This window comes from Chryseobacterium lathyri (assembly GCF_019970085.1).
In the GTDB taxonomy this organism is placed as follows: Bacteria; Bacteroidota; Bacteroidia; order Flavobacteriales; family Weeksellaceae; genus Chryseobacterium; species Chryseobacterium lathyri.
In genome coordinates, this window is sequence record NZ_JAHXYG010000003.1 from 507500 (window position 1) to 532356 (window position 24857).

Sequence of the window (24857 nt, forward strand, 5' to 3'; positions counted from 1 at the left end):
AATGGACGCTATTATAAATGCATTTAATTTAAGATTTACACTTGTTTATTTAAGTGTAGCACTTTTTGCTGTCATTTTGATTAATGAGTATATCTACAGAAGAAAAAACTCTGATGAAATTCAGAATTTTTTACTAATATTTTTTGCATTGGTTATGATATTACTGATCGGATTCCGGGACAAGAAAGTAGGCTCGGATTCAGAAAGATCACTGATCTATTTCACCGGAGCCAAAGTGGTAAGATCTTTAAGTGAACTCAAGGATATAGGAATTTACTTTGTTTCCATGCTGGCCCGTAAGCTGAGTGACAATTATAAAGCATTTTTTACATTAAATGCCATATTATACGTAACGCCAATTATTGTAGGAATAAGAAATTTGACCCAGAAAAACAGATTTCTTATTTTCTTTATTGTGGTCAGTATGTTCTTCTTTAAAACAATGGGGATCAACACGACAAGGCAGGGGATTGCTTTCTCTTTCTTTTTTCTGGCCGTAACCTATTTTGATAAGAAAAAGTGGTTAGCCATTGTGTTTTTCATCATTGCATTTTTTAACCATGCTTCCATTATCATCCCTATTGTGGTTTTCTTAATGTCTACCAAGATCAATAACCTCAAGGTTATATTTTCCATTTACATCGTGGCTACCATACTGTCATTGGTGAATTTTAATCTTAATGATCTTTTAGGGAAGATCCCGGTACTGAATATTCTGGTAGAGGAAAGATTGGATCAGTATTATGCAAAAGGGGCTAAAGTAGTGTACAAAACAGGGTTCAGACTGAACTTTTTTGTATTCAATACCATATTTGCGGTGATTGGGTATTATACCCTTAAAAATATTGAAAATATAGGGGAGAAGTTAAAGTATAAAAGGTTTTATGTAACGTATATGCTTACATCGGCTTTTTTCTTTCTGATGTTCTCCGCAGCGTTCAGTGACCGTTTTGGTTTCCTGTCATGGATCTTCATTCCTTTTCTGATGTATCCATACACGCAGACCAACAGAAAAATAGGATTTATCAATTTATTGGGAGTATTTTTTATTTGTTTCTTCCTGTTTTTAATATTTAATTTAAAATAATGATATCAGTAGTAATCCCTTTGTACAACAAAGAAAAATATATTAAGGAAACCATCCTTAAAGTGCTGAATCAGACGTATCAGCATTTTGAAATCATTATTGTTAATGATGGCAGCAAAGATAAAGGTCCGGACATCGTGAGTGAAATCGATGATCCAAGAGTGAAGCTGTTTAATAAAGAAAATGGAGGTGTTTCTTCAGCCCGCAATGCCGGAATTGAAAAATCCCGGTATGAATACATTGCATTTCTGGATGCTGATGACGAATGGCTGCCCAATCATTTGGAAGAAATCAGTAAGCTTATTACAAGATATAAGGACCATGCAGATGTTTTTGTGACCAATTTTGCAAGAAAATATGGTACAGGAAACATTGTTGATAATAGAAAACAGGATGAGCTTACAGAAGGATTGGTCAAAGACTATTTCAAAATAGTTCTTAAAAAAGGCGTAATCCATACCTCCTGCGTCTGTGTGAGTAAAAAAGCTTTATTAAAAGCCAACTTATTCGATGAACGCTTATCCAGAGGAGAAGATATGGATCTGTGGGCGAGACTGGCCAGAGAATTTGGAATAGCCTATTCCCCTGCAGTGACGGAATTATACCTGCAGGAGGCAGAAAACAATAGCGGAGGAAAGTCAGATGTAACAAGATCCATCATCTATCATCTGGACTTTTCTACAGTAAAATCTATAGACGAGAAAAAATATTTAAAAAATTTACTCTATAGAAAATATGCTTCATTATTGAAGAATATGGATTTTGGAAACTTTACTAAATTAATGATTAAACAAGGCTTTTAATGAAAGAGAAAGTATATAAAATATTACCCGGTTTTCTTCAGAACTGTTTGGTCTATGCTTATAACAGGCAGGCCTACAAAAGAAGATATGGCGGCGAATACCAGAATTTCAGGAAAGAGAAGAAACAAAACCGCCATTTATCATTAGAAGAATTAAAAGCATATCAGAAAAACAGGTATGCACAATTCATAGAATTTGTAACCCAAAACTCGGATTATTATAAAAAAACGATCGGAAATATCGAACATGCTGAATTAATAGAAAATATTTCCAGCCTGCCCATCGTTAATAAAGAAGTGCTCCGTAATAATATTGACGCCATTACGGTAAAAACTTCAGAAAAATTAGAAAAATCCAAAACAGGAGGGACTACAGGAAAATCCCTGGAAGTGAAGTTCTTTTTCAGAGACAGTCAGGAGAGATTTGCATTTTTAGATGATTTCAGATCCAGATTCGGATACGAACTGGGCAAAAAGACGGCCTGGTTCTCCGGTAAAAATTTATTGACGGATAGCGATGTTAAAAAGAAAATATTCTGGAAGACAGATTTTGTACATCATGTCCGTTACTATTCCACATTCCATATCAAGGATGATTATCTTAAATATTATGTGGAAGATCTTATCCGTTTCACACCGGAATATTTTGTGGGATTTCCCTCTACCATCCTGGAAATTGCCAAATATGGGATAGCTAACGGATACGATTTTCCGGAAAATGCCGTGAAAGCGGTTTTCCCAACGGCAGAAACCATTACCGATGAAACAAGATACTATATTGAGAAATTTTTTAAAACAAAACTTTACAATCAATATGCTTCCTCTGAAGGCGCTCCTTTTATCATTGAGTGCGAAAAAGGAAATCTTCATTTAGAATTGCAGACCGGAGTTTTTGAAGTTTTAGATGAAAATAATCAACCTGCGCAGTCCGGAAGGCTGGTGGTCACTTCATTTACAACGTCTGCTACTCCATTGGTAAGATATGATATCGGGGATTCAATAACCCTTGAAGATGCGGATAAAAAATGCAGCTGTGGAAATAACAATCCTCTGGTAAAAGAAATTTTAGGGAGAATTGATGACTTTATCTATTCCGTTGAAAACGGAAAAATCAATTTGGGAAATGTTTCCAATACCTTAAAAGATACAAAGGGAATTATTAGATTTCAAGCTGTACAGAACAAATTGGAAGAGTTGGATTTATATGTCGTTATTGATAAAGAAATCTATTCAAAACAAATTGAAAAAGTATTTATAGGAAATTGGAAAGACAGAGTGGGGAATGCTATGAAAATACATTTACATTATGTTAATGAAATTCCTGTTGAAGGTAGCGGTAAATATAGAATTGTGAAAAATAATATAAAAGATTTGTTATGAAAATTATAAAATCATTTTTAATATTGAGTTTGTTAACCTTTTCAATCATTTGTTGCTCTCAACGAAGAGATAAGGTATTCATTGATAAATCATTAATAGTAACTCAGAATATTGCTGTTCAAACGGATGATTTTTTCAAAGTTGAAACAGTACTTCCAAAGGGTTATGTGAAAGACGGAACTGTTGATTATACGACTTATATTCAAAAAGCTATTGATGCCAATAATAAAGTCATCATGCCAAACTTCCCATTAATGACTAGTGGAATTTTTGCACAATCCAATTCACAGATCTATTTTCAGAAAAACTCTTCCTTAATATTAAAACCAACAGCCAATGTAAGATACCAGATCATTAGCTTACATGGTATCGAAAATGTTAAAATTTACAACCCTACATTAATAGGTGATCGTGAAAAGCATTTGGATTCTAAAGGTGAATGGGGATTCGGTATTGATATAAGGGGCTCAAGAAATATTGATATTTTTAATGTCAATATATCAGATTGCTGGGGTGATGGGATTGTATTGGTCAAAACTATGAGGAATATAAGATCAGGTATTACCAAAGAAAAATTATTGGAAACGGAAAAAATTAACATTATGGGTGGGATTATAAACAATGTTAGAAGAAATGGAATAACAATTGCTGGAGGTAAAGATGTATTTATAAAAAATTTGTTAATTGCAAACATTGATGGAACAAATCCTATGGCTGGTATTGATATTGAACCTGATGACAGCTCTAATGATTTGGAAAATATCAATATTGATAATGTAAAAATAAATAACGCCAATGTAGGTATAGATTTGCATTTAGGACAATATGGTAATCGGACTATGTCAAAATCGGTTACAATTTCCTGCAGCAATATTTCCGTTGAAAACTCCAATACAGGAATTTATATTGCAGGATATAAAAACAAACCAGATATTAAAGAGATGAAAGGTTATTTTAAAGTGGATAAGTTTGTTACTCGTAATGTTGCAAAACCTTTTGAAAAAAGAGAACAGTTTGGATTATATCCTATGATTCAAATGAACAACTATAAATTTAATATCAATAACAAAATTGATAGTTCTACAGAATCGCTTTTAAAACATGTTAAAGACAGTAGCAAGTTCACATATTAATGGGTGCAGCTATAAAACAAAATCAGAGTAGAATTAAAGAATCATTAAGATATTTCTGCAAATGATTATCTGGAGAGCGTTATGATATATAGACTTAATAGAAGTACGGATTATTGTACTTGTTTCCAGGTCAATTAGATAGCATAAATAGCCTCTATAAAAAATACACAAAGACAGAACGGAAATTATTTAGTTTGAAAGCAGTATTGATTTCAGAACCAAATTTCATGTGAAATGAGGTTAGATTTTAAAACTCATTCAAAGCATAATAGATATGCATTAAAAACTCGGTAATAAAACGCCTTAAAATATAAGGGGTTAGTTACGAAGGAGTAGAAGATGATAGAACTAAATATTTAAAGATTTGAAAACTAAACTAATTCGCATAACAACAATTCCGCTTTCTTTAAAAATATTATTAAAGGGGCAGCATCGATTTATGTCAGAACATTTTGAAGTAATAGGAGTTTCTTCGCCCGGAAAAGAATTGGATGAGGTGAAAAGTGATGAGGAAATAGAAGTAATTGCTATTGATATGTCTCGTCAGATTACTCCAGTTAAAGATATTAAATCTTTATGGAGTACTTATAAGCTTTTAAGAAAGGAAAAGCCACAAATCGTACACACGCACACACCTAAAGCCGGTATAGTAGGTATGTTGGCAGCAAAGCTGGCTGGAGTTCCTCACCGATTACATACCGTAGCAGGTTTGCCCTTGATGGAAGTAACAGGTATGAAACGTGAAATTCTAAACTTCGTAGAGAAATTAACATATGCATCTGCAACAAAGGTATATCCAAACTCAAAAGGGCTATATGAATACATCCTGCAGAATAATTATACTCATAAAAGCAAAATAAAAGTAATTGGAAATGGGTCGTCCAATGGAATTGATACTTCTTATTTTTCGACTGACCAGGTGACACAAGCACAGAAAGATCTTTTAAAAAAAGAATTGAATATAGAAGATGCACATTTTGTGTTTGTCTTTGTAGGACGTTTGGTAGGGGATAAAGGAATTAACGAATTGGTCAAAGCCTTTTCTCACATAAACAAGAAAGAAAATTCACAGCGCCAGACCAAATTATTACTGGTTGGCCCACTGGAACAGGAGCTGGATCCTCTGCATCCGGATACATTAAGAGAAATTGAAAATAACCCGGATATCATATCGGTAGGTTTTCAGAAAGATGTACGTCCTTATTTTGCTATTTCCGATGCATTGGCCTTTCCAAGCTACCGGGAAGGGTTTCCAAATGTAGTAATGCAGGCGGGAGCAATGGGATTACCAAGCATTGTCTCTGATATCAACGGATGCAACGAAATTATTATAGAAGACCAAAATGGAGCAATAGTTCCGGTTAAAAACAGTGAAAAGCTTGGTGAAGCAATGAGAAAAATGAAATTGGACACAGATTATTATCAGAAATTAAAAATGAATGCCCGGCCGATGATCGAATCTCGTTATGAGCAGTCTGTTATCTGGAACGCTTTATTGAGTGAATACAAAAAACTAATTAAAGAAAAAGATTACCGTGTATAAGTTTTTTTTAAAACGGGTTATAGATTTTCTGATTGCGTTAATAGGGCTGATCTTGCTGTCACCTGTTTTCATTATTGTCACGGTCTTGCTGTATTTCGCAAATCAGGGCAAACCATTCTTTTTGCAGGCACGGCCTGGGTTAAATGAGAAGATATTTAATATCATCAAGTTTAAGACAATGAATGATAAAAAAGACGGACAAGGTAATTACCTGCCCGATTCGGAACGCTTAACAAGGGTTGGAAGTTTTATACGTCAGACTTCCCTGGATGAGCTTCCACAGTTAATTAATGTATTGAAAGGAGACATGGCGATTATAGGTCCCAGACCTCTGTTGCCGCATTACCTTTCTTTATATAATGAATCTCAAAAACGAAGACACAATATACGCCCTGGCATTACAGGCTGGGCGCAGGTAAATGGGAGAAATGCCATTTCCTGGACGATGAAATTTGAATTAGATATTTGGTACATAGAGAATGTATCATTTGCAACAGATTGCAAAGTGATGTTCCTTACTTTAAAAAAAGTAATAAAAAAGGAAGGCATAAACCAGGCTGATCAGGCCACGGTAGAGGCTTTTACAGGAAATAATTAATTTAAATTAAATGTAGACAGAATATGTATTTATACGGAGCAAGTGGTCATGGCAAAGTAGTGGCCGAAATCGCCGAAGAATGCGGTTATAATATTGAAGCCTATATCGACGAAAATCCGTCGAAGGAGAGAGTGTTGAATTATACTGTTATTCACGAAGCTCCGCCCTATGATATAGAAGTGCTTATTTCTATAGGAAATAACAGGTTACGGAAAAGAGTAGTTAATCGGGGTGAGCATTTCAATTATGTTACCCTCCTTCATCCCAAAGCAATACTATCTAAAAGATTAAAAATCGAAGAAGGAACTATCGTTATGCCTGGTGTGACTATAAATGCAGCAGTAAGGATAGGGAAACACTGTATTATCAATACCAATGCTTCTATTGATCACGATTGTGTCATCGAAGATTTTGTCCATATATCTCCAAATGTCGCACTGGCAGGAAACGTATATGTAGGGGAAGGAACCCATATTGGAATCGGAGCCAGCGTGATACAGGGAATAGAAATTGGCAAATGGTGCACTATTGGTGCCGGAGCTGTCATTATTAGCGATGTACCGGATGGCGCTACAGTAGTAGGCAATCCGGGTAAAGTAATAAAAAGTAGAAGTTTAAATATTTAGTAAAATTTAGAATAGTAAAATATGAAATCAAAAGTATGGTTGTCCTCTCCCCATTTGGGTGGAAACGAATTAAAATACATTAAAGAAGCATTCGCCGCAAATTGGGTAGCACCCTTAGGGCCGAATGTTGATGGTTTTGAACAAGATTTGGAGTTATTCTTAAATGAAGATGTAAAAGTAGCTGCACTTTCTGCAGGAACTGCTGCTTTACACCTGGCATTAATTGAATGCGATGTCACTCATGGAGACGAGGTTATCTGTCAGTCTATGACATTTTCTGCCTCTGCTAATCCTATTGTCTATCTGGGAGCTGTTCCCGTATTCATAGATTCCGAAAAAGATACCTGGAATATGTGTCCGGTCGCTTTAAAAGAAGCTATAGAAGACAGAATTTCAAAAGGCAAAAAGCCCAAAGCAATTATTGTCGTTCACCTTTACGGAATGCCGGCAAAAATGGATGAAATTTTATCCATTGCTGCAGAGTATGACATTCCTTTAATTGAAGATGCCGCTGAATCATTAGGCTCCAGATATAAAGGAAAAGCCTGCGGAACTTTTGGCCGTTTCGGTATCCTGTCATTCAACGGAAACAAAATTATTACGACTTCCGGAGGAGGCGCATTGGTATGCCATTCCCAGGAAGACAAAGATAAAGCGGTATTCCTTTCTACACAGGCAAGGGATAATGCCCCACATTATCAGCATTCTCAAATTGGATATAATTATAGAATGAGTAATATCAGTGCGGGAATCGGAAGAGGACAAATGGAAGTGCTGGATGAGAGGGTAGAAGGCCGTAGAAGAATGCATAGCTTTTATTCAGAACTCTGTGAAAATATAGAAGGAGTAAAAATATTTTCAGAACCTGATTCAGATTTTTACAGCAATCACTGGTTATCCGTTATTACAGTTGAGGGTGCAAAAACAAAAACATCAAAAAACCACGAAGATTTACGACTGGCATTTCTGAAGGATGACATCGAGTCCCGTCCAATCTGGAAACCGATGCATCTGCAGCCTATATTTAAAGATGCACCCTATTACGGAGGAAAAGTTGCAGAGAATCTGTTCGGAAATAGCTTATGCTTGCCTTCAGGATCTAATCTTTCGGAAGATGAAAGAGCCAGAATTGCAAAAGTAATGCTGGATGTGCTTTCAAATAAGAAAGAATATTCGGTAATGCGGTAATCCAGGTCTTTGTTTTGGAGGCTGACAGATAAAAATTAACACCAAATTATTTATATAAAGTATACTTTCCATTAAGTTGGCACCTCCGGCAGGCCTAGTATAATTAAAAAGTGATCATTTTTAAATGATCACTTTTTATTTTTATCCTTTAGCTGTAAATTTTTTTATTGACTCCTTTGTTAAAGGGGTAAAGAAATTAACCAGATTGCCATCAGGATCTCTGAACAATAATGATTTGTTCCCCCACGGCATCGTGGTTGGTTCCTGTATAATAGAAGAAGATAGAAAATTTTGTAAGCGTTCAAATTCTTTCTCTACATCATCAACTAAAAATTCTATGATTGCAGAACGGTTTTCAGCAGCTTGTATCAAACCTTCCCCACCAAAAAACTGCAGTGTTCGCACGCTTCCGATAGCAATGGTTGCTGTTGCTGTTTTCAGTTCAGCAAAATCGGGAGTATACTGTATGGCCTGTATTTCTGTTATTTGTTCATAAAATGGTACTAAATTTTCAATATTAGCCGTGATAATACGTATTGATACTAAATTCATTGTTGAAGATTTTTAATTAGGCTACAAAAATAGAATGGAGCTGTGACAAGTAGGTGTCAGTAGGTTTTTGTTGGTTTACAATTTTTAAATTTATTCAGTTTAATTGTAACTGTCAGATTAAATGTTGACTACTTTTTAAAATCAAAAACAGCATCATTAGAAGTTAAATGATGCTGTCCACATTTAGTGTTTTTACCTTAGTTGTTTAGATTCGAAATCATAATTTTTAATGCCCCAGTAACGGTTTTCATCATTTCACCCTCATTGTTTTTGATGCATTCCTAAACTGAGGAAATAAACTGACTCATTTTGCGATAGGATCATCTGAAAGCTGTTTTGCCTTAAAATATACCATGGTGCGCTATGAATTTTTTTTAGTTGTTTCAACCTAAATTGTGTTAAATATATATAGAATGGTTTAGTTTGTGCAAATATACAAAACAAGACACTATTCAGTGTCTAAAATAATTAAAATTTTCTTAAACTTGTATAATCTAATGTTTAGCTATGGAAAGAAAATCAGCAGCAGGCAGTGTCCGGAACAAGGAACGAAGTAAAAAGAAATTTTTGGATGCCGTTGGAAAGATATTGAAAACGAAAGGATATGCGGCATTAAAGATAAATGATATCGCAATTACAGCCGGAGTAGATAAAAAAATGATCTACACCTATTTTGGCGGTATGGATGGTTTGATGGATGAATATATCCGGTCCCAAGATTATTGGAGTAATGTAACCACCGATACAATGATGCCCGATCCAAAAGACGGAGGAAAAGCATTTACTGAGGCAATGTTACTGCAGCAATTTGATTATGTGCGCAGCAACAAGGAGCTGCAGAAACTTTTATTGTGGCGCTTGTCTGAATCCCGGAAATCCCTGACAAAGCTGACCAATATGCAGGAAGAAAACGGGGAAACTCTTTTTAAGTTAGTTATCGATCCTCATTTCGGAGAACGTTCGCAGGATTTCCGTGCAATAGCGGCCATTTTAGTTTCAGGACTTTATTACCTGAACATGTATGCATCCGTAAATGGCAGTGTGTTTTGCGGTATAGATCTTAATACTGATGACGGCCGTGATAAAATCAAAAAAGCGGTATCTTTTTTAATAGATCAGACTTATGAGAATCTGTAATATTTAGTTAAGATAAGAAAATCAATTGCATTTGTGCTTTTTACTTTAAACTACTCTTCTTATTTATGAAGTAATATCATGTATTGCCGTTATTCCCCCAAAAAAACTGGTAAATATACCGTCTATAAAAGCTAAAAACGTCAACATATGTTTATTTTTCTGAAAATATTGAAATCTATATTTGCTTCAATATTTCAGAACAAATAATAGATATCATGAAAAGTTTAGTATTGAATTTATCCACTCTCTGTGTAGGATTTTTGGCTTTCTCACAAAATACAAATCACCATAAACCGAAAAAAACAACTAATTTGGCTGCTGTCGTCCACAAAAATCCGAAAGGTCTTTTTGATCCGGCGCCATTTGCTTTTTCTCATGCTACAACGAATGAAGTTGAGGGGAAATATGTATTTATATCCGGACAAAGCGGAGGAGAAGGCTTGGAACATCATCTTTCTAAAGATTTTAGGACTCAGGCCAAGTTTTCTCTGGAAAACTTGGCAACCGTACTTGCCGATTATCAGTTAGGAGTTAATGACGTTCTTAAAATTACGGTTTTAATTGTTGATCATGATCAGGAGAAACTTAAAATATGGACAGAGGAAATGCAGAAAATATGGAAAAATAAAAAGTTCCCGGCAAGTACTTTAATTCCGGTTCCCAGACTGGCACTGGATGATATGATGATAGAAGTAGATGCCGTTGCTTTCGTTAAAAAGTAAGAATGCATATAGATCTGGGAATAAGCCATTTTTATAATATTTCATTGAAAAAATAAAAAAGCAGAGATTAATTCTCTGCTTGTTCTTTTTTAACGGCTTGGTGCATGACCAGGATAATTCCCAAAAGTATAATGGCAATCGCCAGATAACGCCAGGCAAGACCATCCTGTTCTGTGACAGTTCCACTGACCGAAATAATAAAACTTGTAATAGAAGTAATCACGTACACTAGTCCGCCCATCAGTCCACCAGCTGTTCCCGCATTTTTAGGAAAATAAAGCATGCTGGTTGTAAAAAATGACGTAAACAAAATCCCGGAACAGATATGAATAAAAAATGCAAAAGGAATCATAATGAAAAGGCTTTCCGCATAGAAGCTGGTCGCAATTAGTCCGGTAATCAGAATCAGCTGTAAAATGATAGGCTGTAAAATTCTTTCCTTAAAATCAAGTTTAAGTCTCCGTTTTCCTATAAAACCGCCAATCATCCATGAAAATCCTAAAATCAGTGTACAGTACCCAATAACTACAGGAGTAAAATGGAAGGTATTTTCAATAATAAAAGGACCCGTAATATTGAAAAGCATTACAATAGAATAGCTTAGTCCTAAAATGAAAATTCCCAGCATAAAGATCCTGTTTTTTAGCATCATTTTATATAGGCTGATGTTTTCGGAAAGATTAAGTTTCTTTTTCTCCGGTAAGCTTTCACCACTGAAAAACCATTCAAATAAAAACAGCATTCCCGCATAGAAAGCCAGGAAATGAAAATTGGCGTGCCAGTTAAACAGTTTTTCCAGATAACCGCCCAGAAAAGGAGCCAGAATAGGCCCGCACGACCAGACGATCGTGAAATAGCTCAGATAATGCTTTACTTTTTCAGAATCATAGAGATCCACAAAAATAGCCCGTGTAGCAACAACCAGTACGGAAACGGCTGCCCCCTGCAAAATACGGAGCAGACAGATCAGCAGAATACTGTCGGTCATTGTAATCAGGATACTGCTGATGATCAATAGGAATAATGCGACCAGTTTAGGACGGTAACGCCCGATACTGTCCAGGATTCCCCCTACAAAAAGCTGTGAGATCCCGTAGCTCAGCAGGTAAGACGTTAAAGTGATCTGGATATCCTTTTCAGAGACCTGCATCTCCTTTGCCATCGATGGGAATGATGGTAAATAAATATCAGTGACAAACCCGGAAAGCGGGATCGACACAAAAGCCATAATGGTTATTAATCTGATTCTTTTTTCAGATGCTTCTTTCAACAACATATTCATTCGTTATTTTACTAGGCAAAAATAAGCCGGGAATACAGAAATTCAATTTTAAAAGACAAAGTAAAAATTACAAAAATCAAAGATTTAAAATGCATTTTTAAATTTTAAGGGTGAAACCTCTGCATGTTTTTTAAAGAAATTATTGAAATGGGAAGGTTGTTCAAATCCCAGGGTATATCCTATTTCAGCAATATCCCAGTTGGTATATTTTAACAGGTTTTTGGACTCTTCAAATACCCTTTCTTTAATAATTTGAGTCGTGGTAAGCTGAGTGACAGATTTTACCGATGAATTCAAATGATTAACGTGTACATTAAGCTGATCTGCAAAGTCAGAAGCGGTTTTCAGAGCCAGCGGATATGCCGGGGAATCCAATGGGAACTGCTTATTAAGAAGCTCATCAAATAGGCGGTATAAACGGATATTAGCCGGAAGCTCACTGGGATTGATATCATCCACACGGTTCTCCAAAGCGAGATGCATCACAGAGGCAAGGTGGCTTTTAATGCTGCTGCACCGGAAAGGGTATGCTGAATTATTCAGCTTATACATCTGCTCAAAATAAAGGGTAGTCAGCTGGGTCTGTTCATCCGTTAAAAAAACAATTGGCTTGCTCCATTCTTTAAACAGAGAAGTCTTCTTAAACAGATTGAATTCAGTATTTCCACTGAAGAATTCCTGATTGAACAGGCAAAAATACCCTTCCTGAAGATCGCCGTCGCATTCCCATGAATACGGAATATTAGGCGAAGGAAAAAAGAGAGCAGGGCGGTCAATGTACAATTCATGAGATCCATATTGAAATGTGCCTTTTCCCAGAATAAAGCTTATCTTATAATAATCACGGCGGTTATACGGACTTTTAAAGCTGCAATACCGCCGCATAGAAACATTGAAATGCGACTTTCCTGTTTCAAAATCATCAGAATCAAACATTTTTACCTGATTCTTTCGGACGCGTCTGTAATAATCTTCAATAGTTTCCAGCTGATCACTCATAATATAGAAATTATAAAAATCAAAGATACGAAAAGCAATATTAATTTAATATTATTTTAAAGGAGTATGATCAAGTAAGATTATTTTTAAATGGCACAAGTCCGGGAAATTATTTGATGTCCAGTTTTAATAGATGCGACGGCAGTTGAAAAGGTCCGGCTGTAGCATCAGCAATAATGGTGAAACCTGTTTCTTTAAAAAACTCTAAAAGTGGGTCATGAATCATCATATTGAGCCATAATATATCGGTGAAACTGGCTGCAGACCTGCATTTTTTCCAGAGTGACTGTCTGGTTTCCGGTGAATCAAATTCCGAAAGGATCACAAAGCTGATCTCTGTAGCCTTTTTCCCTTCCGGCAGGGCAGGATGGCCGGAACCGCTTTTAAGAATGCTGTAACCGGCAGGCTGATCATCTGCATACGTTATAATAAGCTGGTTGGAAAGGTCATTCAGGTCATTGATCATTTTTCTGGGATCAATATTGCCGGCGATGTATTTTTTGATATCTTCTTCAGGAATAAGTTCTTTATGCAAGGTGTAAACCGAGGAATCGATAATGGTTATAAGATCAGAAATTCCTTCTTCAGAACCCACTGTAAATTTTGAAATTATATTCATGAATCTTTTTTATTCAAAATTAGAAGATTATTGCATTCAAAAGGGATACAATTCCTATTAATTTATCAGGAACAGTTATTTTGGTTATATATTTTCGCAGTGCAGTGTAAACGAATATCTGTTTTCCGGAATTCGAGAGCACCTAAAACTTTGGAATAAGAATAAATAGGCCAGATAAAAGGATGGAAAAATATTCGAATAATGGTCTAGAAGTCCTAATTCACTTAATAAAAGCCGTTATTTTTTACTATAAATGCAAAGAAAATCAAATGGATAGAAGAAAAGCAGAAAAAAAATGCATTTTAAGCCAAACTTTTTTTGCCTGAGTTAGGCTGGAATTACCATAAAACCTATATTTGCACCCTAAATTTTAAAAATAATGAAAGAACTAATTGAAAAAATCAACGCTGAATTCGAAGCGTTCGCAACTGAGGCTAACCAACAAGCAGAAAAAGGAAACAAAGCTGCAGGTACAAGAGCTCGTAAATCAGCTTTAGAACTTAGCAAACTGTTCAAAGAATTCAGAAAAGTTTCTGTAGAAGAAGCTAAAAAATAATTCGTTCCCAAGCCGGCTCACTGAGCCGGTTTTTTTTTGCCTTAATTTAACCAATCAAATTTAGGCTTTGATCAAAATTGTCAGCCCGGAAAATTCGTAAATTAATCCTTTTATTTCTGCACTTTTTTCTGTATTCAAGCAAATTCTGCTATCTTTAAGCATTCAATATAGGTTATGAAGATAAATAAATTTTTTGCTGTACCAGCGGTTATGCTGGTCGCCCAGTTCTCATGGGCTCAGGTGAAAGTAGATCCGAAAGAAAGGCTTGATCCTGTTGTGAAAAGCTTTGTAGATGAAATCAATAATAATTCCCAGCTGGAAAACATGGCTTATGAGCTTCTGGACGGTATAGGACCGCGTCTTGTAGGAACTCCTGAAATGCTGGCTGCCAATGAATGGTCTGCGGCTAAACTCCGTTCCTGGGGAATAGAATCCAGCCTTCAGCAATTCGGAACATGGAAAGGATGGCAGCGTGGTATTACCCACGTAGATATGGTATACCCCCGCGTAAAATCATTGGCTGCAACACAGCTTGCGTGGAGCCCTGCAACCAAAAAAGCAGTAGAAGCTGAGGTGGTGGTGCTTCCAAAAGTTTCCTCCAAAGCGGAATTCGATGCATGGCTTCCTTCTGCAAAGGGAAAAATAGTGCTTATGGCACAGTATCAGAAGATCGGACGTTCAGACGAGCAGATCAAAGAATTTGCCACACCGGAACTGTATGAAAAACTGAAAGCAGAAAAAGAACAGGCCGGAAAAGACTTCCGTGATTATGTGAAAAACATTGGCTATGACAATAATACACTTCCGGAAGCTTTGGAAAAAGCAGGGGCAGCAGGAATTGCTATTTCCAACTGGACAGGGATTATGGGAGCGAACAGGATTTTCGGAGCGAAAACGTCAAAAATCCCTATGATAGACATCGATGTTGAAGATTACGGAATGCTTTACAGAATGGCAGAAAAAGGGGCGAAACCTAAGATCAGGGTAGAAGCCCAGTCCAGGGTTCTTCCTGAAGCGAAAAATTTTAATACGATCGGAATCATCAAAGGAAAAGAAAAGCCTGAAGAATATGTGATCCTTTCTGCGCATCTGGACTCCTGGGACGGAGCTCAGGGAGCAACTGATAATGGGACGGGTACACTTACCATGCTTGAGACCATGAGAATACTAAAAAAATATTACCCCAATAATAAAAGAACTATTATTGTTGGCCTTTGGGGAAGTGAAGAGCAGGGACTTAACGGTTCGAGAGGCTTTGTAGCAGACAACCCGCAGATTATAAAGGGAACACAGGCAGTATTCAATCAGGATAACGGAACCGGACGTGTAATTAATATCAGCGGGCAGGGATTTGTAGATTCTTACAGCTATATCGGGAAATGGTTAACCGGAGTTCCTAAAACCGTGAGAGATCATATTAAAACCGATTTCCCGGGAATGCCTGGTGGAGGCGGCTCTGACCATGCATCATTTGTAGCGGCGGGTGTACCAGGCTTTTCCTTAAGCTCTCTGAACTGGGGATATTTCGGTTACACATGGCACACGACGAAAGATACCTACGACAAGATCGTTTTTGATGAGGTTAAAAATAATGTGGTTTTAACGGCTGCATTGGCTTATATGGCATCGGAGGATCCTGAATTTACGAGCAGGGAAAAAAGAGTATTGCCTCAGGATGATAAAGGAGAAACGGTAAAATGGCCGGAAGTAAAGGAGCCAAAAAGGAATTCTAAAGATTATAAATAAAGGATTTTATTGCAGAAATAGTGATGTTTTTATAAATATTTTTAGATAAAATTCTATTAATTACAAAAAAAATGAAAAATAAGTTATTTTTGCAATAAATATACTTGGATGGAAAAAAAAGCATGGAATATAATATTGAAAATAGTATTTATTCCGGTTTTTATATTTTTTTTAACTTCGAACATCAAAGCTGCCTCTGGAAATATCAAGGAGGTTGATTCTTTGTTAAACTTAGCTAAAACAGCATTGGATACTCAAAATCCAGCCCAAACGATATTTTTGGCTAAAAAAGCCTTACTATATTCAGAGAAGATAGGAAATAAAGAAGGAATTGCAAAAAGCAATCTTTGGATAGCACTCGGGTTGTGTAATGCCGGGAATTATCCGGAAAGCATTGTCTATATTAATAAATTAGGAAAGAATTATAATGATTATATTGCAGAAAATTTAGATTTTAGGTTCAAATTGACAGATCTTGCTGGAAGAAATTATCTCGCTTTAGGTTTTAGAAGGCAGGCAATAGCAGAGTTTAAAAAAGAACTGACCATTGCCGATTTAGGAAGTACCCAGAATGAAAAACTCGAAATGTTATCTTATGCAAATGTTCAACTTTCAGCATGTTACGAAAATTATAAACCAGATAGTGTCATTTATTATCTTAATAAAGTAAAGGCAATACATAAAAATTATCATGGACCTCGTCATATAAATAAAACGGTTCTGTATTTTAATTTAGCCAACTATTATTTATACAGTGGAAAAAGGATTGACTCGGCAACATATTATAATGAACAGCTTCTTAAGATAATTAAGGCAAATCCTTTTGACAACTTTAAATGCTCAGGTTTTATACAAAAGGCTGAGATTTTGTATAGCCAAAAAAAATATGAAGAATCATTAGAATATGGCTTTAAAGCTTTGGCTTTTGCAAAAAATAAAAGAAGTGTTGAAGACAGAATATTTTTATATAAATTATTGGCAGATAATTACCGCGCATTAAAAAAAAATGACGATGAGCTATTCTATGTAAACAAATATATAAGTACAAAAGACAGTCTGGCTAAGGCTAGTGCTGCAGGAGTGCAAATTTCTGCTGATAGAATTTCTGGCGAGATTGTAAGTTCAAAAAATAAAAGTCTGAATCGCAAGTTGTTATTGGGAATTTTAATTTTAGCAGCAATTATAGGAATTGCTATAATCAGAATAAAAAGAATAAAGAAAGGAAAAAATAGTATTATTGATCTGAAAGAAAACCAGATTAATAAGCTTCAAGATACAAGGTTAGGTAAAGCCAGAGAGGAACTTATCATTCTAGCCAAAAAAGATGCACCTGAATTTACTATGAAATTCAAAGAAGCATATCCTGAACTCAATGAAAAGCTTATACAAATTCAACCTAATCTGGTGAATACTGAAATTGCATTTTGTGCTTATCTAAAACTTAATTTCACTACAAAAGAAATAGCTACATTCATTGGAGTTACCCCCAGAGCTGTTCAGATCAGAAAAAACAGGATTCGGAAAAAACTAAACATCCCTTCTGATGAGGATATTTATCTGTGGATGGATGTGTTGTGAATAAGCATTTAAATTTCAATTATTTACTTACTATTCTATAATTAGGCAGCCTTTTGTATTAAACTGTTTTTAGCTTTTCAAGGTTTAAAAAAAGTGGTATTTACTGAAGTATTGTTCTTACTATTAAAAACAGTAAATACAATTTTTCTTCTGTTGTGTTATTAGAGATATCTATGTGATAGTATGTTTTTCGTTAGAATTTATGAAAAAAAATAAATTTGCAACACAAAAATATCAGATATGATTTTTTAATTACTTGATTTCTCATTTAAACAACCTAAAAAGAGGATGTAAATAGTGAAAAGGAAAAACAAAGAAAGACTCTCTGCTGATAAGGTATCTTATAAACCCGATCTAAAGGATAAAAGAGTTTGGTATGGTATATTGTTGGGAACTGTAGTTGTAGGAATTGCTATAGAAAGAATATGGAGATTAAATATAAAAAATAATACTATTACAGATCTTCAGCAGGTTAGTAGACATCAGGACATAAGCCTGCATAAGGCTAAAGAAGAGCTTATAATTTTAGGCAAACACAATGCTTCAGAATTTGTTTTGAGATTTAAAAAATGTATCCCGAGTTTTGTGAAAAACTTCTACAGATCAAGCCCAATCTTATTAATTCTGAGCTCAGGTTTTGTGTTTATTTAAAATTTAATTTCAGCACACAGGAAATTGCCAGGTGTAATAAAGTGACAGCAGAAGCTATTCAAATCAGAAAGAACAGAATGCGTAAGAAATTAAATATTCCTTCAGGAAAAGATATTTATCTATGGATTGATAATTTATAAATAAATGTGTGGTTTTTAATGTTTTTGTTAAGCCTGAGATAGTATATATCTCAGGCATTTTGTTTGAAAAAATAGATGAACGACTTTGAAATTTTACTATAAAATACATCTTAATAGATTCGGTTTACAGTAAAAAATGGAAACTTTGGATATGTTTATCTTGAATTTATTTGATTCGCTTAAATTAAAAAAAATACTGATAATCAGATTGTTAAAAATGTGAGATACGATTGTGATATGTCATTTTTTGTTTAATCTGATCAGAAGGAAATATTTTTGCTCCAAGATAATTATCAAATGTTATTTAATAAAGATGTTATCTGGTGATTTAATAAATAATTAAAATTTTTAATAAGATGAAAAAGAAACTTATTATTTTAACAGCAATTTCATTTTCGATTCTGGGGTTTTCACAGGTTGGAATTAATACTGCAAACCCTCAAGGGATTCTTAATGTTGATGGAGCTAAAGATAATCCTGCTTCCGGAGCTCCCACAGCAGCTCAGCAGCTTAATGACTTTACTGTAACCAATACAGGTAATGTGGGAGTAGGAACGACTACTCCAAATAGTAACGCAGCTTTAGATGTTACAAGTCCTAATAAGGGAGTAAAGCTTCCATCAGTAGCTTTAGTGGCAACTAATGATTCATCCCCTCTAAGTGCACATATTGGTGGAATGATTGTTTATAATACTGCTACAGCTGGAACTGTACCCAACAACGTAATACCTGGTTTATATGTAAATGATGGTACGAAATGGGTTAATTTAGAAACTCCAGGAGAAGGAGTTCCTCCAGGAAGTGTGTTTTATCGCGCAAGCAGCACTGTACCTACCGGATATCTAGAATGCGATGGTTCTGAAGTAAGCCGTACTGATTATGCAGTATTATTTTCTGTAATCGCAACTACATATGGTGCAGGAGATGGAAGTACAACTTTTAAGCTTCCGGATTTAAGAGGGGAGTTTATAAGAGGTTGGGATAATGCCAGAGGAATTGATAGTGGAAGATTGTTGGGAACATGGCAAAAAGGGTCTTTTCTTGCCGGAGGAGCAGGACCAAATGCTGATAGTATAATTCCATTTGTTAATTCCTCGTCAACTATGCCTACCTTAGCAGCTGCCTTGGGATGGGATTTACCTACAACTGCACAGTTTAGTTCTATTTATGGTGCTACTGTGAGAGCTAATAATAGCCAAAGTACCGGTGCAACAATAACTTTGTCAACTCCATCTAATACGGCTAATGATTTTACAAATGGTGCTTCTCGTCCGCGTAATACAGCTTTAATGCCTATTATAAAATATTAATTAAGTATAATAATTTTATATATAAGCCAAAAACAATATTGTTTTTGGCTTATAATTATTTAATAAGTGAAATTTAAAAAATCTAAAATATTTTTATAAATAAAGCCTCTCACTATTTTGTAACATTAGAAATATAGGTTCTCAAGTCTGAAAATGTAAAAATTGATGATTCGTATAGTGAATCAGAAAGTTTTCCGAATCCATATTTACAGAAAACGAAGGGCAATCCATTGGCTTTTGCAGAATCATAATCGGTCTGCGTATCACCAATATACACTGAATTTTCAATACTTAAATGATTCCTTTCTAAAATCAAACGGATATTTTCTGATTTAGGCTTTTTAGTCCGACCATAACACTCAATATCTGTAAATAAGTCGTTGAACTGGTAATAGTCTAAAAATGCTTCAATATATCCGTCCTGACAGTTGCTGACAATAAAAAGTTTGTGATTTTTTGCTAAAACTTTCAGGGTTTCTGAAACCTCGTCATACAAAATACCGCCATGAAGGCGCAGAACCTTACTTTCACGTTGTACAACTTCAGAAAGCACTTCTTTAATTTTATGATCAGAAATTCCCGGAATGATATCTTTTAAAATGTCATCTGCCAATAAACCCAGATATTGATTCATATCTTCAGGCTTCATCTCTTTTCTTATCAACTCATGTTTCATCAGGACCTCATTCCATACTTTGATGATTGTGGCTCTGGGATCCCAAAGTGTCCCGTCCAGGTCGAAAATTAAATTTTTATATTTCAATGTATGATTACTTTGTTTGATTATACTATTGAGATTTACAGATAACTATAAAATCATGCTCAGCTGCACTCTTTTTCTCGCTTCATCCACTTCTGTCACTCTTACCCGTACATGCTGGTGAAGTTTCACCACTTCATTTACATCAGAAACAAACCCGTCTTTCAGCTGGGAAATATGGACAAGTCCGCTTTCCTTGATCCCCATATCTACAAAACACCCGAAAGCTGTAATATTATTGACAATTCCGGGGAGAATCATACCAGGCTTTAAATCCCGGATACTTTTTACATTAGGATCAAATTCAAATACTTTAGCTGCTTTTCTGGGATCTAATCCAGGTTTTTCAAGCTCTTTCAAAATATCCTTGATCCCTAAAATTCCTATTTCTTCTGTCACATAATCTTCAGGATTTACCAAAGCTGTTTTTTCTTTGCTGGCAATCAGTTCGTTGGTTTTAATGCCAAGGTCCTTAGCCATTTTTTCTACAATTCCATAAGCTTCAGGATGTACGGCAGAATTGTCGAGCGGATTTTTGGCATTGGCAATTCTTACAAAAGCTGCAGCCTGCTGGTACGCTTTTTCCCCAAGCCTCGGAACTTTTTTAAGCTGTTTTCTGTCCTCAAAAGCGCCGTTCTCAGTTCGGTAATTAACAATGTTCTCCGCCATTTTCTCACCGATCCCCGAAACATAGCTTAAAAGTGATTTGCTTGCAGTATTCAGGTTGATTCCCACAGAGTTTACACACTTCATAACTGTCAGATCAAGTTCGTTTTTCAATTGAGTCTGGTCTACATCATGCTGGTATTGCCCCACGCCGATGGATTTGGCATCAATTTTCACCAGTTCCGCGAGCGGGTCGGCCAGCCTTCTCCCGATGGAAACTGCTCCACGCACTGTTACATCATAAGAAGGAAACTCATCCCTTGCAATTTTACTTGCAGAATATACTGATGCTCCTGCTTCCGAAACCACAAAAACCTGCAGCGGCTTATCAAAAGCAATTTTCTTAATGAAAAACTCAGTTTCACGGCTTGCCGTCCCGTTTCCGATGGAGATTGCTTCAATATTGTAGGCATTCACCATAGAACGGATCTTTTTCATGGCCATTCCGCTTTCATTCTGTGGCGCGTGAGGGTAGAGGGTTTCATTATGGAGAAGATCTCCTTTTTCATCAATGCAGACCACTTTACAGCCGCTTTTGTATCCCGGATCAATGGCTAAAATTCTTTTTTCGCCTAAAGGAGGGGCAAGAAGAAGCTGGCTCAGGTTTTCAGAAAATATTTCAATCGCTTTTTTGTCTGCCTTTTCTTTAGCCTCCTGTAAAGCTTCGTTAGAAATGGCAGGCTCTAAAAGTCTTTTGTAGCTGTCTTTAATGGCCAGGATAATCTGATCTGAACTTTCATTATTGGATTTGATGATGGCTTTTTCGATAAAATCAATGGCCTCTTCTTTATCAATACCTGTATTAAGTTTTACAAAACCTTCAGCTTCAGCTCTGAGCATTGCCAAAAGCCTGTGAGAAGGTGTTCTGTTAAGATTTTCTTCCCATTCAAAATACTGTGAGAATTTCTGTGCATCCTCTTCATCTTTTTTAGCCTTCACCACTTTAGAAGTAATCATTGCTTTGCGCTGGAACAGGCGGCGAAGGTTTTTACGGACATACATATTTTCATTGATCCATTCCGCCATGATATCCCTTGCGCCCTGAAGCGCTTCTTCTTCCGATGGAACCTCTGTGTTCAGGTATTTAGAGGCAAGAAACTGCAGGTCATTGTTTTTCTGACTCATAATAATTTTGGCTAAAGGCTCAAGTCCTTTCTCCTTGGCAGTATCTGCTTTTGTTTTTCTGCGCTTTTTGAAGGGCAAATACAAATCTTCCAGCTCCAGAATATCGAAGCTTTCCTCAATTCTCTGTTTCAATTCTGCTGTCAGGGCATTCTGCTCTTCAATTGATTTTAAAATGCTTTCTTTTCGCTTTACAATTTCTTCAAACTGTTTGCTAATCTTTGAGATCTGTTCGATCTGAACTTCGTCCAGATTCCCGGTTTTATCCTTTCTGTAGCGGGAAATGAATGGAATTGTGCAGTCTTCAGCCAGTAATTGTAGGGTATTGTTGATGCTTTTTTCTGATATATTAAGCTGTTGCTGTATAAATGTTACGGTCGTCATTATTTTGTTTTCGGAAGGCTAAAATAAGGCTTTAGAATGAAAAAAAGGCGAGTTGCCCCACCTTAAATGTTTATTCTTCGTTAAAGAAAATGAACTGGCCGAAATTTAATTGACAATAGCGATTGCTATCCCGTCATATTCTTTTGCACCGACGGTTTGCATAATAGTAGCGGTAACTTTTGGGTTGTTGGCCAGCATTTGATTAAGCCGCTGCACTCCTTTCACTTTTTCATCGGTGGTATTTTCATCAAGGACTTTGCCTTCCCGGATGACATTGTCACAAATAATAATCGTTCCCGGATGTGAAAGCTGCAACGCTAATTCAAAATATTCGGTATAGGGAGGTTTGTCAGCATCAATGAAAATAAAATCAAAAGCTTCTTCGCCTTTGGAAATAAGTTCATTTAATATATCCATCGCTTTGCCGGTTCGCAGATCTATTTTATCTGAATACCCGGCTTTTGCAATATTCTGGCTGGCAACACGGGCATGATGAGGATCAAATTCTACCGTAATTATTTTACCATCTGCAGGAATTGCCCTAGCCATCCAGATCGTGCTGTAGGCTCCTAAAGTACCCAATTCCAGAACTCGTTTGGCTTTACAGCTAAGCAGCATCAACTGCAAAAACTTGCCCTGACTGGGCGTCACACTGATTTGGGGGATAGAAGCATCATCCAAAGACTGAATAGTTTCCTGAAGAACACTGTCTTCCGGAGCAAACAAATTACCGATGTACTGATCTACTTTTTCAAATAACTGTTGATTCATATTTTTTGATTGATTTAATGATGAGTAATTTCTCTATCAACTCTTTCGATATAGTTCACTGACAAACCTGAAACGGCTCAAAATTGTAATCTCTTTGTGAGTTATCATGAGAGTTTTACCTGTACAAAGTTAATGAATTTTAAAATCCTGAATCGGTTGTTTCACCTTCATATGCTAGCTGTGAATAGTAAAATCTGAAATTTTTAATTTCTTGATGTATGTTAAGATAATAATTGATATGGTTTTTCTATTTTTGAAAAATTGAAATTTAAGATTTAATTAAATTTTTAAACAAATAAACAATATGAAAAAACTTAGTGTAATTGCATTGGTAGGAATAGGATTACTTGCAGCATCGTGTACAAAAGAAAAATCAGCAGATACTGCAGCAACTGCGACAGAGCAGAAAGTAGCAGAAAGTAAAGGTGAAGTTTTAGCAGTTGATGTTGCTACTTCTGTGGTAAACTGGAAAGCTTTCCACAAAGGAGGTATGGCTCCTCGTTGGGGAACACTTAACGTAAAATCAGGAGATTTAAGCGTTGAAGGAGGTCAACTGACTGCTGGAAACTTCGTGATCGATATGAACTCTATTAAAGTAGATCCTGCTTCAGTAACAGAAAAAGATAAAAAACCGGGAGATCTTGAAGCTCACTTGAAAAACCCTGATTTCTTTGATACAGCAAAGAATCCTACTTCAGATTTCAAAATTACAAGTGTTACAGATCTGAAAGAAGCACCTAAAGATGCTGTTGCAGGAGCAAACAAAACAGTAAGCGGAAACCTTACTTTATCTGGAAAAACAATGAACGTAACTTTCCCTGCTAAAGTAGATGTTGCTGAAGGTTCAGCTTCTGTTCAGGCTAAATTTACAGTAAACAGAGCAGATTGGGGAATCAAATTCGGTACTTCAGAAGCAGATCCGGCAGAATGGATGATCAGCAAAGACATCGAAATCGCTGTTGATGTAAAAGCTAAAAAATAATTTGTTAGATACAAATACTCAGGGCTGCTTTCTTAGGAAGGCAGCTTTTTTTATGGTGAATGATGTTACTGGAAGCCACTGCTTAATTCACTACTTTTGTCCTATGATTATGATATACATTCTGTTGGTAATAAATCTTTTTACTTTCATTATTTTCGGCTGGGACAAAAGGCTTTCAATCAAACATAAAAGAAGAATTCCGGAGAGCACCCTGTTGGGAGTGACTTTTGTAGGAGGAACTTTAGGATCGGTTTTAGGGATGCTTATTTTCAGACATAAAATTTCGAAAAAGTCTTTTTTATTGAAATTTGCACTTGTGGTTTTGGTTCAGGCCGGGCTTATTTACTGGCTTTGGAATACTGGTCAGATCCAAAATCTTATCTGATGTAAAATATGAACAGTAGAGCCTGAGGTGATAAATTACAAAACACCTCGATTGAGGTGCTTTGTATTAAATAATAAGTTGTACGTTACCCTGAATAATATAGCCAAGATTGGGTTCGTTAAATCCTGTTATTTTAAT

Annotated in this window: 24 protein-coding genes; 17 read left to right on the forward strand and 7 right to left on the reverse strand. The window is 35.9% G+C overall.

The features are described 5' to 3' along the window. Position 1: 1 nt before the first annotated feature. The 8 genes from LC418_RS11675 (at position 2) to LC418_RS11710 (ending at position 8357) form a co-directional block, all read left to right on the forward strand. Positions 2–1087: an EpsG family protein gene (locus tag LC418_RS11675; RefSeq protein WP_223559251.1), complete on the forward strand. Its 1086-nt coding sequence runs from the start codon at positions 2–4 to the stop codon at positions 1085–1087. Then, positions 1087–1890 (forward strand): glycosyltransferase family 2 protein, encoded by an 804-nt coding sequence (locus LC418_RS11680; protein ID WP_223559252.1) that lies wholly within the window; start codon positions 1087–1089, stop codon positions 1888–1890. Before LC418_RS11675 ends, LC418_RS11680 begins: the two co-directional genes overlap by 1 nt. Further along, entirely contained in the window at positions 1890–3269 is a 1380-nt protein-coding gene (locus LC418_RS11685; RefSeq protein ID WP_223559253.1) for a phenylacetate--CoA ligase family protein, read from the forward strand. The genes LC418_RS11680 and LC418_RS11685 overlap by 1 nt, the downstream gene beginning before the upstream one ends. After that, positions 3266–4402 (forward strand): glycoside hydrolase family protein, encoded by a 1137-nt coding sequence (locus LC418_RS11690; RefSeq protein WP_223559254.1) that lies wholly within the window; start codon positions 3266–3268, stop codon positions 4400–4402. The genes LC418_RS11685 and LC418_RS11690 overlap by 4 nt, the downstream gene beginning before the upstream one ends. 439 nt (positions 4403–4841) lie before the next feature. After that, the gene (locus LC418_RS11695) at positions 4842–5945 is read left to right on the forward strand and encodes a glycosyltransferase family 4 protein (protein ID WP_223559255.1); all 1104 of its coding nucleotides are present in this window, start codon (positions 4842–4844) and stop codon (positions 5943–5945) included. After that, complete coding sequence (locus LC418_RS11700) at positions 5938–6543, forward strand: sugar transferase (RefSeq protein WP_111958370.1); 606 nt, start codon at positions 5938–5940, stop codon at positions 6541–6543. The genes LC418_RS11695 and LC418_RS11700 overlap by 8 nt, the downstream gene beginning before the upstream one ends. A gap of 23 nt (positions 6544–6566) precedes the next feature. Continuing rightward, positions 6567–7169, forward strand: a complete 603-nt coding sequence (locus tag LC418_RS11705; RefSeq protein ID WP_223559256.1) for an acetyltransferase — start codon at positions 6567–6569, stop codon at positions 7167–7169. Between the two features lie 21 nt (positions 7170–7190). Beyond that, complete coding sequence (locus LC418_RS11710; protein ID WP_111958366.1) at positions 7191–8357, forward strand: DegT/DnrJ/EryC1/StrS family aminotransferase; 1167 nt, start codon at positions 7191–7193, stop codon at positions 8355–8357. A 141-nt stretch (positions 8358–8498) separates the two neighbouring features. Here LC418_RS11710 and LC418_RS11715 read toward each other — a convergent pair whose 3' ends face one another. Beyond that, entirely contained in the window at positions 8499–8909 is a 411-nt protein-coding gene (locus tag LC418_RS11715) for a VOC family protein (RefSeq protein ID WP_223559257.1), read from the reverse strand. Positions 8910–9416: 507 nt separating this feature from the next. Between LC418_RS11715 and LC418_RS11720 the strand changes: the two genes are divergently transcribed. After that, entirely contained in the window at positions 9417–10046 is a 630-nt protein-coding gene (locus LC418_RS11720; RefSeq protein ID WP_111958362.1) for a TetR/AcrR family transcriptional regulator, read from the forward strand. Positions 10047–10261: 215 nt separating this feature from the next. Next, a complete protein-coding gene (locus tag LC418_RS11725) occupies positions 10262–10768 on the forward strand; it encodes a RidA family protein (protein WP_223559258.1) in 507 nt (168 codons plus the stop codon). A 67-nt stretch (positions 10769–10835) separates the two neighbouring features. Here the strand turns inward: LC418_RS11725 and LC418_RS11730 are convergent, their stop codons facing one another. The 3 genes from LC418_RS11730 to LC418_RS11740 form a co-directional block, all read right to left on the reverse strand. Beyond that, on the reverse strand, positions 10836–12041 hold the full coding sequence (locus LC418_RS11730; RefSeq protein ID WP_407934754.1) for an MFS transporter: 1206 nt from the start codon (positions 12039–12041) through the stop codon (positions 10836–10838). A 93-nt stretch (positions 12042–12134) separates the two neighbouring features. Further along, complete coding sequence (locus tag LC418_RS11735) at positions 12135–13049, reverse strand: helix-turn-helix domain-containing protein (RefSeq protein WP_223559260.1); 915 nt, start codon at positions 13047–13049, stop codon at positions 12135–12137. 109 nt (positions 13050–13158) lie between these two features. After that, positions 13159–13668, reverse strand: a complete 510-nt coding sequence (locus LC418_RS11740) for a hypothetical protein (RefSeq protein WP_223559261.1) — start codon at positions 13666–13668, stop codon at positions 13159–13161. A gap of 379 nt (positions 13669–14047) precedes the next feature. Between LC418_RS11740 and LC418_RS11745 the strand changes: the two genes are divergently transcribed. From LC418_RS11745 to LC418_RS11765, 5 genes are all read left to right on the forward strand, one after another. Then, positions 14048–14224, forward strand: a complete 177-nt coding sequence (locus LC418_RS11745; protein ID WP_040994607.1) for a histone H1 — start codon at positions 14048–14050, stop codon at positions 14222–14224. A gap of 174 nt (positions 14225–14398) precedes the next feature. Beyond that, positions 14399–15970, forward strand: coding sequence for a M28 family peptidase (locus LC418_RS11750; RefSeq protein ID WP_223559262.1), 1572 nt, complete (start codon positions 14399–14401; stop codon positions 15968–15970). A 108-nt stretch (positions 15971–16078) separates the two neighbouring features. Beyond that, on the forward strand, positions 16079–17548 hold the full coding sequence (locus LC418_RS11755; protein ID WP_223559263.1) for a helix-turn-helix transcriptional regulator: 1470 nt from the start codon (positions 16079–16081) through the stop codon (positions 17546–17548). Between the two features lie 297 nt (positions 17549–17845). After that, positions 17846–18199, forward strand: a complete 354-nt coding sequence (locus LC418_RS11760) for a hypothetical protein (RefSeq protein WP_223559264.1) — start codon at positions 17846–17848, stop codon at positions 18197–18199. A 496-nt stretch (positions 18200–18695) separates the two neighbouring features. Continuing rightward, positions 18696–19649, forward strand: coding sequence for a phage tail protein (locus LC418_RS11765; protein WP_223559265.1), 954 nt, complete (start codon positions 18696–18698; stop codon positions 19647–19649). Between the two features lie 112 nt (positions 19650–19761). Here LC418_RS11765 and LC418_RS11770 read toward each other — a convergent pair whose 3' ends face one another. From LC418_RS11770 to LC418_RS11780, 3 genes are all read right to left on the reverse strand, one after another. Next, on the reverse strand, positions 19762–20412 hold the full coding sequence (locus tag LC418_RS11770) for an HAD family hydrolase (RefSeq protein WP_223559266.1): 651 nt from the start codon (positions 20410–20412) through the stop codon (positions 19762–19764). Positions 20413–20457: 45 nt separating this feature from the next. After that, on the reverse strand, positions 20458–22581 hold the full coding sequence (locus LC418_RS11775; protein WP_223559267.1) for a Tex family protein: 2124 nt from the start codon (positions 22579–22581) through the stop codon (positions 20458–20460). A gap of 105 nt (positions 22582–22686) precedes the next feature. Continuing rightward, on the reverse strand, positions 22687–23352 hold the full coding sequence (locus LC418_RS11780; RefSeq protein WP_223559268.1) for an O-methyltransferase: 666 nt from the start codon (positions 23350–23352) through the stop codon (positions 22687–22689). 304 nt (positions 23353–23656) lie between these two features. On the opposite strand from LC418_RS11780, the gene LC418_RS11785 reads away from it, so the two are divergent. Continuing rightward, entirely contained in the window at positions 23657–24334 is a 678-nt protein-coding gene (locus tag LC418_RS11785) for a YceI family protein (RefSeq protein ID WP_223559269.1), read from the forward strand. A gap of 103 nt (positions 24335–24437) precedes the next feature. Next, the gene (locus LC418_RS11790; protein ID WP_223559270.1) at positions 24438–24719 is read left to right on the forward strand and encodes a DUF1294 domain-containing protein; all 282 of its coding nucleotides are present in this window, start codon (positions 24438–24440) and stop codon (positions 24717–24719) included. Positions 24720–24857: the final 138 nt, after the last annotated feature.

Excerpts from the sequence above, each read along its gene's own strand:
- LC418_RS11790 (WP_223559270.1), top strand. The coding sequence starts at position 24,438 with ATGATTATGATATACATTCTGTTGGTAATAAATCTTTTTACTTTCATT.
- LC418_RS11715 (WP_223559257.1), bottom strand. The coding sequence starts at position 8,909 with ATGAATTTAGTATCAATACGTATTATCACGGCTAATATTGAAAATTTA.
- LC418_RS11720 (WP_111958362.1), top strand. The coding sequence starts at position 9,417 with ATGGAAAGAAAATCAGCAGCAGGCAGTGTCCGGAACAAGGAACGAAGT.
- LC418_RS11735 (WP_223559260.1), bottom strand. The coding sequence starts at position 13,049 with ATGAGTGATCAGCTGGAAACTATTGAAGATTATTACAGACGCGTCCGA.
- LC418_RS11785 (WP_223559269.1), top strand. The coding sequence starts at position 23,657 with ATGAAAAAACTTAGTGTAATTGCATTGGTAGGAATAGGATTACTTGCA.
- LC418_RS11705 (WP_223559256.1), top strand. The coding sequence starts at position 6,567 with ATGTATTTATACGGAGCAAGTGGTCATGGCAAAGTAGTGGCCGAAATC.
- LC418_RS11725 (WP_223559258.1), top strand. The coding sequence starts at position 10,262 with ATGAAAAGTTTAGTATTGAATTTATCCACTCTCTGTGTAGGATTTTTG.
- LC418_RS11680 (WP_223559252.1), top strand. The coding sequence starts at position 1,087 with ATGATATCAGTAGTAATCCCTTTGTACAACAAAGAAAAATATATTAAG.
- LC418_RS11775 (WP_223559267.1), bottom strand. The coding sequence starts at position 22,581 with ATGACGACCGTAACATTTATACAGCAACAGCTTAATATATCAGAAAAA.
- LC418_RS11740 (WP_223559261.1), bottom strand. The coding sequence starts at position 13,668 with ATGAATATAATTTCAAAATTTACAGTGGGTTCTGAAGAAGGAATTTCT.
- LC418_RS11695 (WP_223559255.1), top strand. The coding sequence starts at position 4,842 with ATGTCAGAACATTTTGAAGTAATAGGAGTTTCTTCGCCCGGAAAAGAA.
- LC418_RS11755 (WP_223559263.1), top strand. The coding sequence starts at position 16,079 with ATGGAAAAAAAAGCATGGAATATAATATTGAAAATAGTATTTATTCCG.
- LC418_RS11750 (WP_223559262.1), top strand. The coding sequence starts at position 14,399 with ATGAAGATAAATAAATTTTTTGCTGTACCAGCGGTTATGCTGGTCGCC.
- LC418_RS11675 (WP_223559251.1), top strand. The coding sequence starts at position 2 with ATGGACGCTATTATAAATGCATTTAATTTAAGATTTACACTTGTTTAT.
- LC418_RS11685 (WP_223559253.1), top strand. The coding sequence starts at position 1,890 with ATGAAAGAGAAAGTATATAAAATATTACCCGGTTTTCTTCAGAACTGT.
- LC418_RS11710 (WP_111958366.1), top strand. The coding sequence starts at position 7,191 with ATGAAATCAAAAGTATGGTTGTCCTCTCCCCATTTGGGTGGAAACGAA.
- LC418_RS11765 (WP_223559265.1), top strand. The coding sequence starts at position 18,696 with ATGAAAAAGAAACTTATTATTTTAACAGCAATTTCATTTTCGATTCTG.
- LC418_RS11745 (WP_040994607.1), top strand. The coding sequence starts at position 14,048 with ATGAAAGAACTAATTGAAAAAATCAACGCTGAATTCGAAGCGTTCGCA.
- LC418_RS11690 (WP_223559254.1), top strand. The coding sequence starts at position 3,266 with ATGAAAATTATAAAATCATTTTTAATATTGAGTTTGTTAACCTTTTCA.
- LC418_RS11780 (WP_223559268.1), bottom strand. The coding sequence starts at position 23,352 with ATGAATCAACAGTTATTTGAAAAAGTAGATCAGTACATCGGTAATTTG.